This window comes from Methylomonas sp. (assembly GCF_023228165.1).
Taxonomy (GTDB): Bacteria; Pseudomonadota; Gammaproteobacteria; order Methylococcales; family Methylomonadaceae; genus Methylomonas.
Window position 1 is genome coordinate 1 of sequence record NZ_JALOBS010000008.1, and the last position, 16,586, is coordinate 16,586.

Annotated in this window: 16 protein-coding genes; 10 read left to right on the forward strand and 6 right to left on the reverse strand. The window is 50.0% G+C overall.

Going from position 1 to position 16,586, the window contains the following annotated elements; genetic code table 11:
• Both M0R33_RS07330 and M0R33_RS07335 read left to right on the forward strand, forming a co-directional pair.
• A partial coding sequence (locus M0R33_RS07330) for a transketolase C-terminal domain-containing protein (protein WP_292567203.1) occupies positions 1-227 on the forward strand: 227 nt, incomplete at its 5' end.
• Positions 228-305: 78 nt separating this feature from the next.
• A complete protein-coding gene (locus M0R33_RS07335) occupies positions 306-821 on the forward strand; it encodes an adenine phosphoribosyltransferase (RefSeq protein ID WP_292567205.1) in 516 nt (171 codons plus the stop codon).
• Between the two features lie 89 nt (positions 822-910).
• Here the strand turns inward: M0R33_RS07335 and M0R33_RS07340 are convergent, their stop codons facing one another.
• From M0R33_RS07340 to hpnH, 3 genes are read right to left on the reverse strand one after another with little or no spacing between them, the layout of a single operon-like run.
• Positions 911-1,912, reverse strand: coding sequence for a VacJ family lipoprotein (locus tag M0R33_RS07340; protein WP_292567208.1), 1,002 nt, complete (start codon positions 1,910-1,912; stop codon positions 911-913).
• A 22-nt stretch (positions 1,913-1,934) separates the two neighbouring features.
• Positions 1,935-2,540, reverse strand: a complete 606-nt coding sequence (locus tag M0R33_RS07345; protein WP_292567211.1) for an ABC transporter substrate-binding protein — start codon at positions 2,538-2,540, stop codon at positions 1,935-1,937.
• 50 nt (positions 2,541-2,590) lie between these two features.
• Positions 2,591-3,691: an adenosyl-hopene transferase HpnH gene (gene hpnH, locus M0R33_RS07350; protein ID WP_292567214.1), complete on the reverse strand. Its 1,101-nt coding sequence runs from the start codon at positions 3,689-3,691 to the stop codon at positions 2,591-2,593.
• Between the two features lie 454 nt (positions 3,692-4,145).
• Here hpnH and M0R33_RS07355 point away from each other — a divergent pair, with 454 nt between their 5' ends.
• From M0R33_RS07355 to gloB, 8 genes are all read left to right on the forward strand, one after another.
• A complete protein-coding gene (locus M0R33_RS07355) occupies positions 4,146-5,237 on the forward strand; it encodes a phytoene/squalene synthase family protein (RefSeq protein WP_292567217.1) in 1,092 nt (363 codons plus the stop codon).
• Between the two features lie 9 nt (positions 5,238-5,246).
• On the forward strand, positions 5,247-7,208 hold the full coding sequence (gene shc, locus M0R33_RS07360) for a squalene--hopene cyclase (RefSeq protein WP_292567219.1): 1,962 nt from the start codon (positions 5,247-5,249) through the stop codon (positions 7,206-7,208).
• Positions 7,205-7,966: a phosphorylase gene (locus tag M0R33_RS07365; RefSeq protein ID WP_292567222.1), complete on the forward strand. Its 762-nt coding sequence runs from the start codon at positions 7,205-7,207 to the stop codon at positions 7,964-7,966. Before shc ends, M0R33_RS07365 begins: the two co-directional genes overlap by 4 nt.
• 84 nt (positions 7,967-8,050) lie before the next feature.
• Positions 8,051-9,436 carry an aspartate aminotransferase family protein gene (locus M0R33_RS07370; RefSeq protein WP_292567225.1) on the forward strand — a complete coding sequence of 462 codons (1,386 nt, stop codon included), beginning with the start codon at positions 8,051-8,053 and terminating at the stop codon, positions 9,434-9,436.
• A gap of 12 nt (positions 9,437-9,448) precedes the next feature.
• A complete protein-coding gene (locus M0R33_RS07375) occupies positions 9,449-9,808 on the forward strand; it encodes a copper resistance CopC family protein (protein WP_292567227.1) in 360 nt (119 codons plus the stop codon).
• A 5-nt stretch (positions 9,809-9,813) separates the two neighbouring features.
• Positions 9,814-11,445, forward strand: coding sequence for a CopD family protein (locus M0R33_RS07380; protein WP_292567230.1), 1,632 nt, complete (start codon positions 9,814-9,816; stop codon positions 11,443-11,445).
• 2 nt (positions 11,446-11,447) lie between these two features.
• A complete protein-coding gene (dxs, locus tag M0R33_RS07385) occupies positions 11,448-13,310 on the forward strand; it encodes a 1-deoxy-D-xylulose-5-phosphate synthase (RefSeq protein ID WP_292567232.1) in 1,863 nt (620 codons plus the stop codon).
• A gap of 6 nt (positions 13,311-13,316) precedes the next feature.
• Positions 13,317-14,087 carry a hydroxyacylglutathione hydrolase gene (gene gloB / locus M0R33_RS07390; protein ID WP_292567234.1) on the forward strand — a complete coding sequence of 257 codons (771 nt, stop codon included), beginning with the start codon at positions 13,317-13,319 and terminating at the stop codon, positions 14,085-14,087.
• On the opposite strand, the gene M0R33_RS07395 is transcribed toward gloB, so the two are convergent.
• The 3 genes from M0R33_RS07395 to M0R33_RS07405 all read right to left on the reverse strand — a co-directional run bounded on the left by M0R33_RS07395 (position 14,088) and on the right by M0R33_RS07405 (position 16,584).
• Positions 14,088-15,224: a methyltransferase gene (locus M0R33_RS07395; RefSeq protein WP_292567237.1), complete on the reverse strand. Its 1,137-nt coding sequence runs from the start codon at positions 15,222-15,224 to the stop codon at positions 14,088-14,090.
• A 185-nt stretch (positions 15,225-15,409) separates the two neighbouring features.
• Positions 15,410-16,183: a TatD family hydrolase gene (locus tag M0R33_RS07400; protein ID WP_292567239.1), complete on the reverse strand. Its 774-nt coding sequence runs from the start codon at positions 16,181-16,183 to the stop codon at positions 15,410-15,412.
• Between the two features lie 50 nt (positions 16,184-16,233).
• Positions 16,234-16,584 carry a PilZ domain-containing protein gene (locus M0R33_RS07405; RefSeq protein WP_013820077.1) on the reverse strand — a complete coding sequence of 117 codons (351 nt, stop codon included), beginning with the start codon at positions 16,582-16,584 and terminating at the stop codon, positions 16,234-16,236.
• Positions 16,585-16,586 lie beyond the last annotated feature (2 nt).

Genomic DNA, 16,586 nt, shown 5'->3' on the forward strand with positions numbered 1-16,586 from the left:
TGGCCAAAAGCCACGACAACTTCGTCACGGTGGAAGAAAACGTCATCGCCGGCGGGGCCGGCAGCGCCATCAACGAATTTCTGCAGGCGCGGCGCATTCTGATGCCGGTACTGAATATCGGCCTGCCGGACCGCTTTATCGAACAGGGTAGCCGCGAGGAACTGCTGAGTTTGTGCGGACTGGATGCCAAGGGTATTTTGACTAAAATTGAAGCGTTTTGCGCTTAGGCGATTGAACGGAATACACGCCTGCTAGCCGGGTATGTTCTTCGCAGACCATCCGCCTTAATTAAAACCGGAGCAATAATGGAACGATTAAAAAATAAAATCCGCGACATTCCCGACTTCCCAAAGCCAGGCATCGTTTTTAAAGACATTACCCCATTAGTCAAAGACCCTGCCGCTTTACGACTGACTGTGCACCAATTGCTGCACCCCTTTCTGGGTCGCGACATTACCGCTGTTGCGGGCATGGAGGCCAGAGGATTTATTTTTGGTGCCTTGGTGGCTTGGGAGCTGGGCGTCCCCTTTATACCGCTGCGAAAGCCCGGCAAATTACCTTACGACGTGCAAAGTGTCAGTTACGAATTAGAATATGGCTCGGCGGAGCTGCAGGTGCATATCGATGCCGTCGATCGAAACGATAAAGTCCTATTGATCGACGATTTGCTAGCTACAGGCGGTACAGCCAAGGCCAGTTGCGAGCTGATTGAAAAATTAGGCGCGAGCATAGTTGCATGCGCTTTTGTAGTTGAATTGGACTTTTTGGCCGGCAGAGAACTTTTAAAGGACTACCAAGTACACGCTTTAATCCATTACTAAGCAGTGCTGAAAGGTTTTAAACTCTGCCCGAATTTCTGTTCATTACTCCAAAAAAAAGACGCGAAATGCGCCTTTTTTTTAAGCAAAATTTAGCGCCGTCTATAGCGCCTTTTTTTGCTCATTCTGTCCATTTTTTCCGAAGCTTGTTCAAACTCCATTAAGGCATCATCGAACGACTTTGACATACTATCGAAGGCTTCGACGGTAGCATTTTCAGCGTTTAATGCTTCCGGATTTTCCAGGGTCAGTTTACCCTTGACCTCCAGGGAATCAGAGTCTGTTTTTACTTTTTTTTTTGATGCCCCGGCTACCTGCCCATCATTGTCCATTGCTTCATCGATATCCAGATCAAAACTATCGATATCGGTTTTACCGTCGTTAATCAGGTTATTGCGGTATTGCAAAAAGGATTCCCGGGTAAACACATAGGGATCCAAGGCGGCTTCATTAATAAAGTTCAGCGCCCCTTCCGCATTAGCCCGCTCGTTGATACCCTCAACAATGCCAGTACCAGGCACATAGGTGCCGGGGTTGGCTGCTTTATCAAAGATGATCCCGCCGCCGTCGCGCGCGGTAGTCGGACCTAAAACAGGCAGCACCAAATAAGGGCCTTGATCCACACCCCAAACCGCTAGCGTCTGACCAAAATCTTCCACGTTCTGCGACAGACCCAAAGGCGTTGCCACATCGAATAAACCCAGCAAACCGATGGTGGAGTTGGTGGTAAATCGACCTAAATCCGACGCACTCTGTTCGAACTTGCCCTGCAATAAGTCATTCAATACGACATTAATGCCTTTCAAGTTATTAAAGAAATTGGTTACGCCTGTTTGCATAAAGTCCGGGGTAATGAATTTATAGCTATCGGCAACCGGCTTTAACAAATACCTATCTAATCCCATGTTGAAGCCATACATGGAACGATTAAAACCTTCGTACGGATCGGTGGGCGAAACAATCGGAGCCGAAGCTTGCGAATTGACTGCCGCGGACTCCGTACTGGCACACCCGGTTATCGAAAGCGCCCCCGAAAAGAACAGCGCCCAATAGAAAGATGCTTGGCTTTTAGCTTGATAACTAAGGGTATACATTAAATTAAAATTCCTGACAGACTTATTGTTTAGCGTAACTTTCGATTTTTTCGTTAATTTTGGCAATCAGCTTATCAAAGCCTTCACGATTTAAAACACTGGTGTAATCGGAACGCTTTAAGGCCAAATCGCTGACTCCATCCGCTATTATATTAATAATCTGCCAACTATCGTCTTTTTTCTTCATCATGTAATCGAACCTGACGTCTTTTTCGCCCGGAATTTTCAGGTTGGTATGCACCACCACACCACCACGTCCGGTTTCTTCTTCCGAAACAAAGCTAAACGATTCACCGGAAAACTCTTTGAAATTATGCGCGTAGGCTGAAACACTGAGTTCGCTGAACACCTCTTCCAGCTTGGCCTGCTGTTCGGGTGTCAATTCTTCCCATTGCTTTCCCACCACAATCCGGGCAATTTTAGGCAAATCATGGCTCTTTTTGACGGCGGCATCCAACTTGTCATAGCGGCCTTTGAATCCTAATTCCTTACCCTGCTTCATGACATCTATAAGCTGATCCTGGAACGATTCCACAACTTGACGTGCCGTCAATTCCTCCGCCATGGCCAGTGACGAAAGACAAAAAACCATCAAAAAACCAAAGCTGAAATAAATTTTTCTTAACATAGTCATTATCTATATCGCGTAAAGGAACAAAGGCTGCTCGGGATGAACACTCAGGATTCTATTTTTACTGGAATATCAGCAATAGTGGTCTTAATACCTTCTGAAAACTGAGGGACAGGCTCAACCACCATATCACCCGATGTTTTAGGCCCACGTATACTAGCCCACAAAGCTTTCAAAGGATTGGCCAACGTATCTTCGACGGCAGTCGCTTCATAACCGCAATGCGCCATGCAATTAGCGCATTTAGGATTTTTCACCGTGCCGTATTTGTCCCAAGGCGTGGTATCCAGCAATTCTTGGAAAGAATCGGCATTCCCTTCATCCGCCAACAAGTAGCAGGGCTTCTGCCAACCGAACACGTTGCGGGTGGGGTTACCCCAAGGAGTACAATTATAGTTTTGGTTTCCAGCCAGAAAATCCAGATATAGCGACGAATGATTTAATTTCCATTTGCGGTTTTTGCCAATTTTGAAAATACCGCGGAACAGATTTTTAACATCCGCACCTTTGATAAATACATCCTGCTTGGGCGCGCGCTCATAGCTAAAGCCAGGGGCAATGGTGACGCCTTCAACCCCTAACTCCATGGCATAATCCAGAAAATCCGCCACCTCATCAGGGGTTTCACCCTGAAATAGCGTGCAATTCACGGTTACTCTGAAGCCTTTACTTAAAGCCAGCTTGATGGCTTCGACGGCAATATCAAACACACCCTCTTGACATACAGACGCATCGTGACGGTCTTTCGAACCATCAAGATGTACCGAAAAAGTCAGATAAGGGGACGGCGTATAATCGTTGATGCGCTTCCGCAACAACAACGCATTGGTACAGAGATATACAAATTTTTTGCGAGCAACAATACCTTCGACTATCTGCGGCATTTCTTTATGAATCAGCGGCTCGCCACCAGGAATCGATACCATGGGCGCGCCGCATTCATCCACGGCGTCCAAGCATTCCTTCACAGACAAACGCTTATCGAGAATGTCATCGGGATAATCGATCTTGCCGCAACCCGCGCAAGCCAAATTACATCTGAATAACGGCTCAAGCATCAAAACCAAAGGATACTTCTTCACACCTTTCAGTTTTTGCTTGATCAGATAACTACCTACGGCCAACTGCTGACGTAAAGGAACACTCACGACTTACTCTCCAAAACTCTAAATTACCCGACCAATACTATTGTTACAAAAAAACAACAACAGAAAAAGCCCCAAAATTCAAACACTTCAGCCCACAACGCCCCATACGGCAATCGAGACGCCACATGTTAATGAAGACCGAACTGTTGCTAGAATACTACTTTTTTAGAAACCACTCCAGTTTTAATAATAAAAAACAACAATTCCTTATTTAGTACATCGGATACTGTGTGTCAAATACTACACCCAACCCTAGCCATTTCCCCACTCTTAATAACAGAAATATTCTTAATAAACAACAACAAGACCAGCACACCCAACTTAAATTGTCAGCAATAAAAACCGATAAGCGGCCGCCTGAAAAGTGATATTTGCAGTAAAACAACATCACTTTGCAAAACACCAACAAACAGTCTATCATTCACTTAACTACTTAGTTGGCTATCAAAAGCACATGAACGGACCTCAACCACTCACTGAAAACTTGCAAGCACTTGCAAAATTAGCCGATGACGAACTGCAGGCTGTATTGCTTGAAGGCGTTTCACGCACTTTTGCGCTCACCATCCCGCAACTACCGGGAAAGCTGTACCCTGCCGTCGCTAACGCCTACCTGCTGTGCCGCATAGTCGACACCATTGAAGACGAAGTATCTTTGACAGCGGAACAGAAAAAACGTTTCTGTTCCGCATTCATTAAAATCGTTAAAACCGGCCAGGAGACCGAGGTATTTGCTGCCGAGCTGGCTCCGTTGCTATCCGAGCAAACCATTCCGGCCGAACATTGCCTGATTCATTTAATTCCGCGCGTGATCGCCATTACCCACACCCTGGACTCCGCGCAAATAGAAGCATTGGCCGGTTGCGTTGAAACCATGGCAAACGGCATGCCGATTTATCAGGCCCTGGACTTACACGCAGGACTGAAAACCATGAAAGACATGGATGACTACTGCTATTACGTTGCGGGTTGCGTGGGTGAAATGCTGGCTAAACTGTTTTGCCATTATTCGCCACAAATTAACGCCCATCATGACGAGTTATTAAAGCTGTCCGTGTCCTTCGGACAAGGCCTGCAGATGACCAATATCCTGAAGGATATCTGGGATGACGCCAAGCGGGGCGTGTGCTGGCTGCCGCAAGATATCTTTACAGAAACCGGCTTTAACCTGGCCGAGCTCACGCCGGCAACCGACGACGATCGCTTCCGCCAAGGCCTGGAGCACCTGATCGGCATTGCCCACAGCCACTTACAGAATGCATTGCGCTACACCCAACTTCTGCCTAGTCACGAAACAGGTATTCGTAACTTCTGTTTATGGGCGCTAGGCATGGCGATTTTGACCTTGAAAAAAATCAAGCACAATTTGAGCTTCAATGAGTCCGACCAGGTCAAAATCAGCCGTAGCAACGTCAAAACCACCATCGCTGTCTGCAAATTGACCGCGCGCAGCAATCAGTTATTGACGCTGATTTTCAATCTCACCAGCCGAGATTTAAAAACTCCGGGCTGGCAGTATTTACCCAAATCGCACACTGGACAATAAGGAATCACCATGTTTACCGAATCCCCTATAGATACCAGCAGCCCTGACATGCAAAACAACAATGCCACCTCAAACCGGCAATCCAACAGCGGCCTGAATTCGGCTATCGAGCGAGCGCAAAGCAAACTACTCAGCCTGCAAAATCCCGCCGGCTACTGGGTTTTTGAGCTTGAGGCCGACTGCACCATACCGTCCGAATACATCATGATGATGCACTACCTGGACGACATTGACGAAGCCCTGCAAAGCAAAATCGCGGTTTATCTGCGGAGACGTCAATCCGAAGACGGCAGCTACCCCTTATATCCGGGCGGCCCAGGCGACATCAGTTGCAGCGTTAAGGTATATTATGCCTTAAAAATGGCGGGAGACGCCATACACGAGCCGCACATGAAACGCCTGCGCGAATGGATTCTGAGTCAAGGCGGCGCCGCGCGCGCCAATGTCTTCACCCGGATTTCCCTGGCCATTTTCGAACAATTACCTTGGCGTGGCGTTCCTTATATTCCGGTTGAAATCATGCTGCTGCCATCCTGGTTTCCATTTCACCTGAATAAAGTTTCATACTGGTCGCGAACAACGATGGTGCCGCTGTTTATTATGTGCACCTTAAAAGCCAAAGCCAAAAATCCGCACAATGTCGGTATTCTGGAATTGTTTGTCGTACATCCGGACGAGGAGAGGCACTATTTCCCGGAACGGACTTTACTAAACAAAATATTTTTAGGTTTGGATATGCTGGGTCGAGTCACTCGCCCTTTGATCCCGAAACGCATAACGAAAAGAGCGATTCAAAAAGCCGTAGACTGGTTCACCGAACGTCTCAATGGCGAAGACGGCTTGGGCGGTATTTTTCCATCCATGGTCAATGCCTACGAATCCATGCTGTTACTCGGCTTTCCGAAAGACCACCCTAACGTTTTGATTGCCCGCCAGTCCGTCGACAAGTTATTGGTGATCAAAGACAACGAGGCTTATTGCCAACCTTGTTTATCGCCGGTTTGGGATACCGCATTGGCCAGCATGGCAATACTGGAAGCCGATAAACACGGCAATAGCGCCCATCTGAGCAAAGCTTACGACTGGTTGAAAAGCGTACAATTATCGGACGAACCAGGTGATTGGCAAGTCAGACGTCCTAGCCTGGCTGGCGGCGGCTGGGCATTTCAATTTGCTAACCCGCACTACCCCGACGTAGACGATACAGCAATTGTGGCGTTTTCGATGGCCGAATCCGGTTACGACGGTCTGGATGAATCCATCCACCGCGCAACCCGCTGGATTGTCGGCATGCAATCGAAAAACGGCGGCTATGGTGCATTCGATGTTGATAACACCTATTACTATCTCAACGAGATTCCGTTTGCCGACCATGGCGCTTTACTGGATCCGCCCACCGTGGATGTCAGCGCGCGTTGCGCCATGCTGATGGCCCGAGTATCAAAAGATCATCCCGAGTATCTGCCGACCCTGCAACGCACCATCGACTACATCCGCAACGACCAGGAAGCCGACGGTTCCTGGTTCGGTCGCTGGGGCACCAACTACATATACGGCACTTGGTCGACGCTGTTGGGTCTGGAACAAACCAGCCTGCCCAAAACGGATCCGATGTACACCAAGGCAGTTGCCTGGCTAAAAAGCGTGCAACGTGAAGATGGCGGTTGGGGCGAAGACAATTTCAGCTATCACGACGACAAAAAATTCCGCGGCCGTTACCACTATAGCACTGCGTTCCAAACCGCTTGGGCGATTTTGGGTCTGATTGCGGCGGGTGAAACCCGCAGCCCGGAAGTCAAGGCGGGCATCGACTTTCTACTGCGCACACAACAAGCCGATGGCGTCTGGAACGACCCTTGCTTTACCGCACCGGGCTTTCCTCGGGTGTTTTATCTGAAATATCACGGCTACGATAAATTCTTCCCGCTGTGGGCCTTGGCCAGATATCGCAACGAATTGGCGAAATTGTGAGTCAAGCCTTAACTGCCTCATCAGCTGTTTGCAATGCCGGCGCCTGCGTCGGCATTGTCGTTGCATTGCCGGAAGAACTTGCCACCCTGTGCTCGATTAGGCTCAAGCAGGGTGATTATTGCCAGGTTGGCGTACACTGGGTAATTTATGCCGGCGCGGGTTTCCGAAACGCCGCCGCAGCCGCGCAATTATTGGCGGACAAAGGCGTTCAGTCTCTAATTAGCTGGGGATGCGCGGCCGGTTTAGCTCCCGATATAAAGCCAGGCGACCTATTGCTGGCATCCAAAATTGACAACGGGCAGCAACAATTCGACACGGACAACCAACTGTCGGCATCGCTTTATCAAACACTGCCAGACACAATCCGCGTCCATACCGGCAAGTTGTATAGCTGCGATCGATTGATCAGCTGCAGCCGGGAGAAACAACGTATCCATCAACAATACGACGCCATGGGTTTGGATATGGAAAGCGCCGCCATCGCGGACGTTGCCTTACGTGCAAATCTGCCTTTTATGGCCGTCCGCGGTATCGCGGACCCAGTTAGCCAAACCTTACCCAATGCCGTCATTCAGGCTTTAAATAATCAAGGCCGGGTTGAGTTGCCGAAGCTGCTGCGTTATCTGTTTTGGCATCCCTATGAACTGAAAGCATTAATGCAACTGGGCTGGCATTTTCATGCCGCCCAAAGAACCTTAAAACTCGTCGCACGGGGACTAAACAGCCAAACACGCTTCCGCCCCGAACCGTCGAACTGAGCCTGTATGCATAACTGCTCTTTTTTATACTTATTTTCTGCCGCGCGCCCTTAACCGCGCCGGTCTACATTCACGAGGTATTACATGTCTTTTAGCATTGCCGAGCTTTTTAACCAGCATTTTGAAGAAAAGTTCGATTTACACGAACATTATCTTAATAACCAAATGGTGCGGGTGCTGCGCACCATCGGTTACGACAGAAATTACAAAAAAGCGATTGGCCAATATCTTTACGACGATAATAACCACGAATATCTGGATTTACTGAGCGGCTTTGGCGTATTTGCCATCGGCCGTAACCACCCGACCGTTATCAGCGCCCTACAAGAAACCCTGACCCTGGAATTGCCGAATCTAGTGCAAATGGACGTTTCTTTACTCAGCGGCTTGCTGGCCAAGGAAATCCTCAAAACCACCCCGGATAACCTGGAAAAAATGTTTTTCTGCAACTCCGGCACCGAAGCAGTGGAAGCGGCCATCAAGTTTGCCCGCTACACCACCAAACGTCCGCGCATCGTTTACTGCGAGCATGGCTATCACGGTCTGACCATGGGGTCTTTGTCGTTAAACGGCGAAGAAATTTTCCGCGAGGGCTTCGGCCCGTTACTGCCGCATTGTTCGTCCGTGCCGTTTAACGATCTGGACGCGCTGGAAAAGGCCTTAAGCACTAAAGACGTTGCCGCCTTTATCGTCGAACCGATTCAAGGCAAAGGCGTCAACCTGCCGTCCGATAATTATCTGCCGGAAGTCGAACGCTTATGTAAAAAATACGGCACCTTGTTCGTGGCCGATGAAATTCAGACCGGCATCGGTCGTACCGGCAAATTCTGGGCTATCGACCACTGGAACATCAAACCCGACATGATTCTGATGGCTAAGGCGCTGTCCGGCGGCTTTGTGCCGGTCGGCGGCGTGGCAATGACTACAAAAATCATGGATACGGTATTCAACCGCATGGACCGCGCGGTGGTGCACGGTTCCACATTTTCAAAAAACAACATGGCCATGGCAGCCGGCTTGGCCAGCCTGCATGTGATTCACGAACAGAAACTAGTGGAAAACAGCGCTAAAGTCGGCGAAGACATCATCAACAGCATCAACGCCATGAGCGGCAAATACGAGTTTCTGAAAGAAGCTCGCGGCAAAGGCTCAATGATCGCTATCGAGTTCCAATCGCCTAAAAGCCTGGGCCTGAAAGCCGCCTGGGCCATGCTGGAAGCCGCCAACAAGGGCCTGTTCTGTCAAATGATCACCATTCCTTTATTCAAGGAACATCGTATTCTCAGCCAAGTAGCCGGTCACGGCATGAACGTGGTCAAGTTACTACCACCATTGACTTTGACTCAAAAAGACCGTGACTGGATTGTTGATTCATTCGATAAAACCATAGCCGATACGCATAACGTTACAGGCTCTATCTGGTCCTTGGGTAAAAACCTGGCCAGCCATGCGTTAAAAAACAAAAAATAAGGAGAAACTCTGATGCGTTATTTGAAATCCAGCTTGTTAGTATTGGCATTGATCGCCAGCCCTAGCCTGTTTGCCCACGCAGTAGTCACTCATAACTCGCTGCAACTGAAACCGGTGCCGGTCAACCAAGCCAGCCAAGTCGAGTTGTCGTTCAATTCCAAAGTGGAACTGGATCTGTCGGAAGTTTTCCTGGTCAGTGCCGGAGACAAAATGCAAACCATTACCGCCACACCTGGCGACAAACCGGGCCAGGTCATGCTGGACCTGCCTGCACTGGCACCCGGCGAATACGCCATTAAATTGAAAATCTTTGCGGCCGATGGGCATTTGAGCGAAGACTTATTACGTTTTTTTGTTAAAGAGCCTAAATAAACTTTATGGAAGGCATTGCAGATTATCTGGATTCCCTGATCGGCGGCGTCGATCTGACCTTTTATTCGATCGCCATCGGCGGTTTGTTATGGGGCTTGTTCGTGTTAAAGCCTTGGGATGACAAGACCCATTACAACACCATCTTATTAGAAAAAACCGTCAATCTGATTCATTTCGGCAGTAAAGCCTTGGTCATTACCCAACTCTCCAAAATCGGCCTAAAAATCTGGCTGATGGCAGTGACGTTGGGTAAATCCCCGTTTCCGGCTTTTTTTAATACCGTGCAGTTTCAGGCCGGCATGGCGCGCGCGCTTTCTGCATTTGCCTTATTTTTGTTTATCAAATATGCCTTAAAACAAAACTACCGCTCCGAAAAACACTGGATTCAAGCCTCATTAACTATTTTGCCGCTGGTAATCTCGGCAGCCTGGTTAGTGCATGGCGCAAGCAGACTGGAAGATCGCGGCATATTGATGACACTCACTGTCAGCCACCAAATTGCCGCCGCCGCCTGGGTGGGGGGAGTTTTTCAATTGCTGGCATTATGGCGTTTAAAAAAACAAAATGCTGTCGCGATTGAGGTTTGGCCCTTGCTGTTGAAGCGCTTCGCTATCATCGGCATGGCTGCCGTTGCCGGCTTAGTGGTAACCGGTACCCCGCTGGCCTGGTATTACATTCGCACTTTCCAGGGTTTTATCGGCGCCGGCTACGGCAATTTATTGATGGTAAAAATCATGATGATGGGGTTGGCACTGGGCTTTGCCTGGCTGAATCGGCAGGCCGTGGAAGAATATTTTTCCAGTCGCAGCTTATATGCCTTAACAGCTCGCGTACCCTACTACATCGAAGCTGAAACCCTGATTCTGCTGACCATACTATTCACCGCCGCCAGTCTGGCTTCGCAGCCACCGGCCGTGGATATCCCGCATCTGACCGCAACCTGGGAAGAAGTGCTGAACATGTTCCACCCGCGCATTCCGCGCTGGGAATCGCCTACGCATGAAGCACTGCTGGCCGGGGAAGCCGGCCGGGTGGCCATCGTCGGACAAGTACCCTCCGAAGCCGCGACTGCCTGGTCAGATTACAACCACAATATCTCCGGCATCTTTCTGACCACCATGAGCTTTTTTGCCATGCTGTCGTATTCCAACCGCTTTCATCGCTGGGCACGCTTCTGGCCGGTTGGCTTTATGGCACTTGGGATTTTTCTGTTTTTCCGTAGCGACGCCGAAAGCTGGCCGCTGGGCCCTATCGGCTTCTGGGACAGCACCTTCAATAATGGCGAAGTACTGCAACACCGTATTGCCACCTTACTGGTGTTCATGCTGGGTTTAATGGAAGTCCGTGCCCGCATCAATAATGACCAGGGCATACTACCTTATGTATTCCCCATACTGGCGGCATTCGGCGGCATGATGCTGCTAGCACATTCACACGTTGGCTTTGAAGCTAAAACCGCGTTTCTAATTCAGGTGGGGCATACCCTGATGGGCGTATTTTCATTGATCCTGGCTTGCGGACGCTGGCTGGAACTCAAGCTTGACTCGCCCGGCAAAAATATTGCCGGTTTTATCTCAGTGTTCGCCTTGTTTCAGATAGGCCTCATTCTGATATTTTATCGTGAACCCTTGTACTGATTATGAAACAGACAACCGAATATTCAATACTGCAAGACATCCACAACCCGGCGGACGTCCGCGCCCTGTCCAAAGAGCAGCTGAAGCCGTTGGCGGATGAGGTACGGGAGTATTTGACGCATACCGTGAGTATTTCCGGCGGACATTTTTCGGCCGGACTGGGTACGGTGGAACTGACCGTGGCCTTGCATTATGTGTTCAATACCCCGGAAGATCAGTTGGTGTGGGATGTGGGACATCAGGCCTATCCGCATAAGATTCTGACCGGCCGTAAGGAGCGTATGCCGACCATTCGGACCCTGGGCGGGGTGTCGGCCTTTCCGTCCCGCGAGGAGAGCGAGTACGATGCCTTTGGCGTCGGCCATTCCAGTACTTCGATCAGCGCAGCGCTGGGCATGGCGATTGCTTCGCAGTTGCGCGGGGAAGATAAGAAGATGGTAGCCATCATCGGCGACGGTTCAATTACCGGCGGCATGGCCTTTGAGGCCATGAACCATGCCGGCGATGTGAATGCCAATTTGCTGGTGATTTTGAACGATAACGATATGTCGATTTCACCACCGGTGGGGGCGATGAATAATTATCTGACCAAGGTGTTATCCAGCAAGCTGTATTCGTCGATGCGCGAGGAAAGTAAGAAGGCCTTGTCCAATATGCCCAGCGTCTGGGAATTGGCCCGTAAGACCGAGGAACATGTAAAAGGCATGATCGTGCCGGGCACATTGTTCGAGGAGTTGGGCTTTAATTATTTCGGCCCTATCGATGGCCATGATGTGGATATGCTGGTATCGACTCTGGAGAATCTGAAGGATATTCCCGGCCCGGTGTTTTTGCATGTGGTGACCAAGAAGGGCAAAGGCTATGCGCCTGCCGAGAAGGATCCGTTGGCTTACCATGGGGTGCCGGCTTTCGATCCGTCTAAGGACTCCCTACCCAAATCCACACCGTCGCCGCATCCGACTTATACCGAGGTATTCGGTAATTGGTTGTGCGATATGGCGGCGCAAGATGAGCGGCTGTTGGGAATTACTCCGGCCATGCGCGAAGGCTCGGGCTTGGTGAAGTTTTCCCAGCAGTTTCCGAAACGTTATTTCGATGTGGCGATTGCCGAGCAGCACGCAGTGACCTTGGCGGCCGGCCAAGCCTGTCAGAATGCCAAGCCGGTAGTGGCGATTTATTCGACCTTTTTGCAACGCGCCTACGATCAGTTGATCCACGATGTGGCCTTGCAGAATCTGGATGTGTTGTTTGCGCTGGATAGAGCCGGTCTGGTGGGTCCGGACGGGCCTACCCATGCCGGCAGTTACGATTTCAGCTATATGCGCTGCATTCCGAATATGCTGGTGATGGCGCCGGCCGATGAGAATGAATGTCGGCGGATGTTGACCACCGGCTTTCATTATCAAGGCCCGGCCTCGGTACGTTATCCGCGCGGCAAAGGTCCGGGCGCCAGCGTCGATGCCGAACTGTCGGCGTTGGAAATCGGCAAGGCTGAAATTCGTCACCAAGGCGGGCGTATCGCTATTTTAGCCTGGGGCAGCATGGTGACGCCTGCGGTGGAAGTCGGTAAAAAGCTGGGGGCCACGGTGGTGAATATGCGCTTTGTGAAGCCGTTTGACCAGGCCTTGGTACTCGAATTGGCCAAAAGCCACGACAACTTCGTCACGGTGGAAGAAAACGTCATCGCCGGCGGGGCCGGCAGCGCCATCAACGAATTTCTGCAGGCGCGGCGCATTCTGATGCCGGTACTGAATATCGGCCTGCCCGACCGCTTTATCGAACAGGGTAGCCGCGAGGAACTGCTGCGTTTGTGCGGACTGGATGCCAAGGGTATTTTGACTAAAATTGAAGCGTTTTGCGCTTAAAACATGATGCTGAACATCCTGCTGCTACCGGTTTTAACCGATAATTACATCTACTTGGTACATGAGCCGGTCAGCGGCAAAACGGCAGTCGTCGATCCTGCTGTTTCAGAGCCAGTATTGATGGCTTTGCGGTATCATGACTGGCAACTGGATTACATTTTCAATACTCACCACCACCCCGATCATATCGGCGGCAATTTGCAGCTCAAACAAGCGACCGGCTGCAAAGTGATAGGCGCCGCGATTGATCAGTCCCGGATTCCGGGTATCGATATACCTTTAGATGATGGCGACACATTTGCATTTGGCACCCAGACGTTGCAGATTATCGCCACACCCGGTCACACATCAGGTCATATCGTCTATTACTGCGCCGAAAGCCAGGCGTTATTTTGCGGCGACACCTTGTTTTCAATGGGCTGTGGGCGTTTGTTCGAAGGCAGCGCAGAACAAATGTGGCAGTCGTTGCAAAAGCTGAAAGCACTGCCTGGCTCAACTCGCATCTACTGTGCCCACGAATACACCCAGGCTAACGCTCGCTTTGCCTTGAGTTTAGAAGCAAATAACCTGGACTTACAACAGCGAGTGGCTGAAGTAACCACATTGCGCGCACAAAGCCAGCCTACCCTACCCTCGACCATGGCACAGGAGTTAGCCACCAATCCGTTTCTGCGCGAACACAGCGCCAGTTTGCGTAAAGCGGTTGCGGCAAATGATAGCGATAGCCCGGCTAAGGTGTTTGCCAAAGTCAGAACTTTAAAAGACAACTTCCGCTAATCAGCGTTTGACTGCTTTATTGATACTGAACTTGGTATTACTGGCTACCGACTCCCAATTGCCGAACAGTTTTTTCAAGTGCTGGTGATAATTCAAGTGCCGGTTACCGATCACCCGTAATTCCCCGCCCTTACGCAATACCCGATGGGCCTGTTTAAACATTTGCCAGGCGATATGATCGCCGATGACGTGTTGTTGATGGAACGGCGGGTTACAGACGATGCAATCGGCACTGTTTTCCGGAAAACCGTTTAAACCATCCCCGACGATAAATTCAGCCTGCCGCTGTCCGGCGAAGGCCCGCATAAAATTGTCTTTTGCCGAAGCAATAGCCATAAACGACTCGTCGACAAACTGAATCCGTGCATTAGGCAACTGTTTGGCGATCATCAATCCCACCACCCCATTGCCGCAGCCCAAATCGACAATGTCCCGCTGCGCCGGACCGTCCGGCAGGTGTTGTAATAAAAGCCGAGTACCTATATCCAGACTATCGCGGGAAAACACATTGGCGTGGTTGGCGATCAGTAAATCGGTATTTTCCAACCGGTAGCGCACCGGATAAGGATTGGGCGGCATTTGCAATTGAGCATCGAGACTGGCAAAAATAAGCCGGGCTTTTTTTATCGCTAGCGAAGTACGCGTCGGCCCGATCAGGCGTTCCAGAGTTTTCCAGACATTGGCGGTTAAAGCCTTGACCATGCCGGCAACAATAATCTTGCTGGTGTCCTTGAGTAAGGGACGCAAGCTATGTAATTGGTATTCCAGCAATGCCAAAGTCTTGGGCGCTTTGATCAGTAGATAATCGATAGGCTTTTCGGGCAAACTCAGGCTATCCAAAAAATTGATATGCGCGGTATCCAGCTCGTTTAGGCGGGCGTTATTAACGGTCGCTTGTTGAGACAGAAAAGAATCGGAAATCGCCGTCGGCCGGTAGTGATGCAGCGCCAGGGTCAGCGCGCCAAAACCGTCGTTTAAAATCGCAATCCGTGATCCGCCGACCGGCACATCCTCGTTAGCCAGATAATTAAGCAAATAGCTATCCGCCGCGTCCCAAGCCTGTAATACATCGTTTTTTTGATACGGCAGCCGCCTCAGCTGCAGCTTACCTTGAGGGCATTCAAATTCAGTTTGCATGGATGATTCAAGACGACAGCGACAATTTGCCACGCGGCTTTATGCCACATTTTCAGATGCGTAAAGCCCGGCTAGACTACAAGCGACTCTTGTATGCGTCCCTTTGGGGATAAGAGTTACTTCCCTCTTAGACGGTCAGTTCTCTTCTCGGTCTGACCGTTTTTTTTGCCCGAAAAAAAAACCGTTCATTGCAAGGCAAACAAACGATAAAAATTGTTCCGAGACAACTCTGCAATCTCCTCAATGCTGGTATTGCGTAATTCGGCAATATGTTCCGCAACATGACGCACATAGGTTGGATAATTAGGTTTACCGCGATACGGCACCGGGGCAAGATAAGGTGAATCGGTTTCGATTAAGAAGCGGTCCGCTGGTACTTTTTGCGCCACTTCCTTAATGGCCTGGGCGTTTTTAAAGGTCACGATCCCGGAAAATGATATAAAAAAATTCAGATCCAGCGCCTTTTCCGCATAGGCCCAGTCTTCGGTAAAACAATGAATAATCCCGCCAACCTGATCCGCGCCTTCGGCTCTCAGCACATCCAACGAATCGTGCCCTGCTTCGCGGGTATGAATAATTAGCGGTTTATTTAAGGTTTTGGCGACACTGATATGATTTCGGAAACGCTGATGCTGCCATTCCAAATCGCCTTCGCTACGAAAATAATCCAGCCCGGTTTCACCGATTGCAATGACTTTCTCATGCCGGGCCAGCTGCATCAACTCATCCACGGAAGGATCTCTGCCATCGGTAACGTTGGGATGCACCCCGACCGACAGCGAAATATCCGGGTAAGGCTCAACCAGCGCCGCCATGGCGGGATATGATTCCAGGTCTATGCCAATGCACAGCATATGCTCAATCTGCTTGGCATGCGCGTCCTGAACAAAGGCATGAAAATCGTTGTGATAGGGTTTCAGATCAATCCGATCCAGATGGCAGTGGGAGTCGATAAACATGAAGTTAAGTATGAATAACAGTAGGGCCTGATAGTTGGCCCGACGAATGATTACATGGTATGGGTGGAGCGGTCGTTTTCCAACGCACCCGCCAAATAGGTTTCGATTTTATTGCGCGCCATGCCACCGTCCTGGTCGCTGAACTGCACGCCGATACCCGGAGCCCGGTAGCCCTCCGCGCCTAATGGCGTTTTCCAGATAATTTTGCCGGCAATTGGCAACCGTTCGGTTTCTTCCATTAAATTCAGCAACATAAATACCTCTTCACCCATTTCGTATTCCCTTTTGGTAGGAATAAACAACCCGCCATTTTTGATAAACGGCATATAGGCCGCATACAGCGCATTTTTGTCTTTAATGGATAGGGACAAGATACCTTGCCGAGGAGCTGTTTCTGCCATAA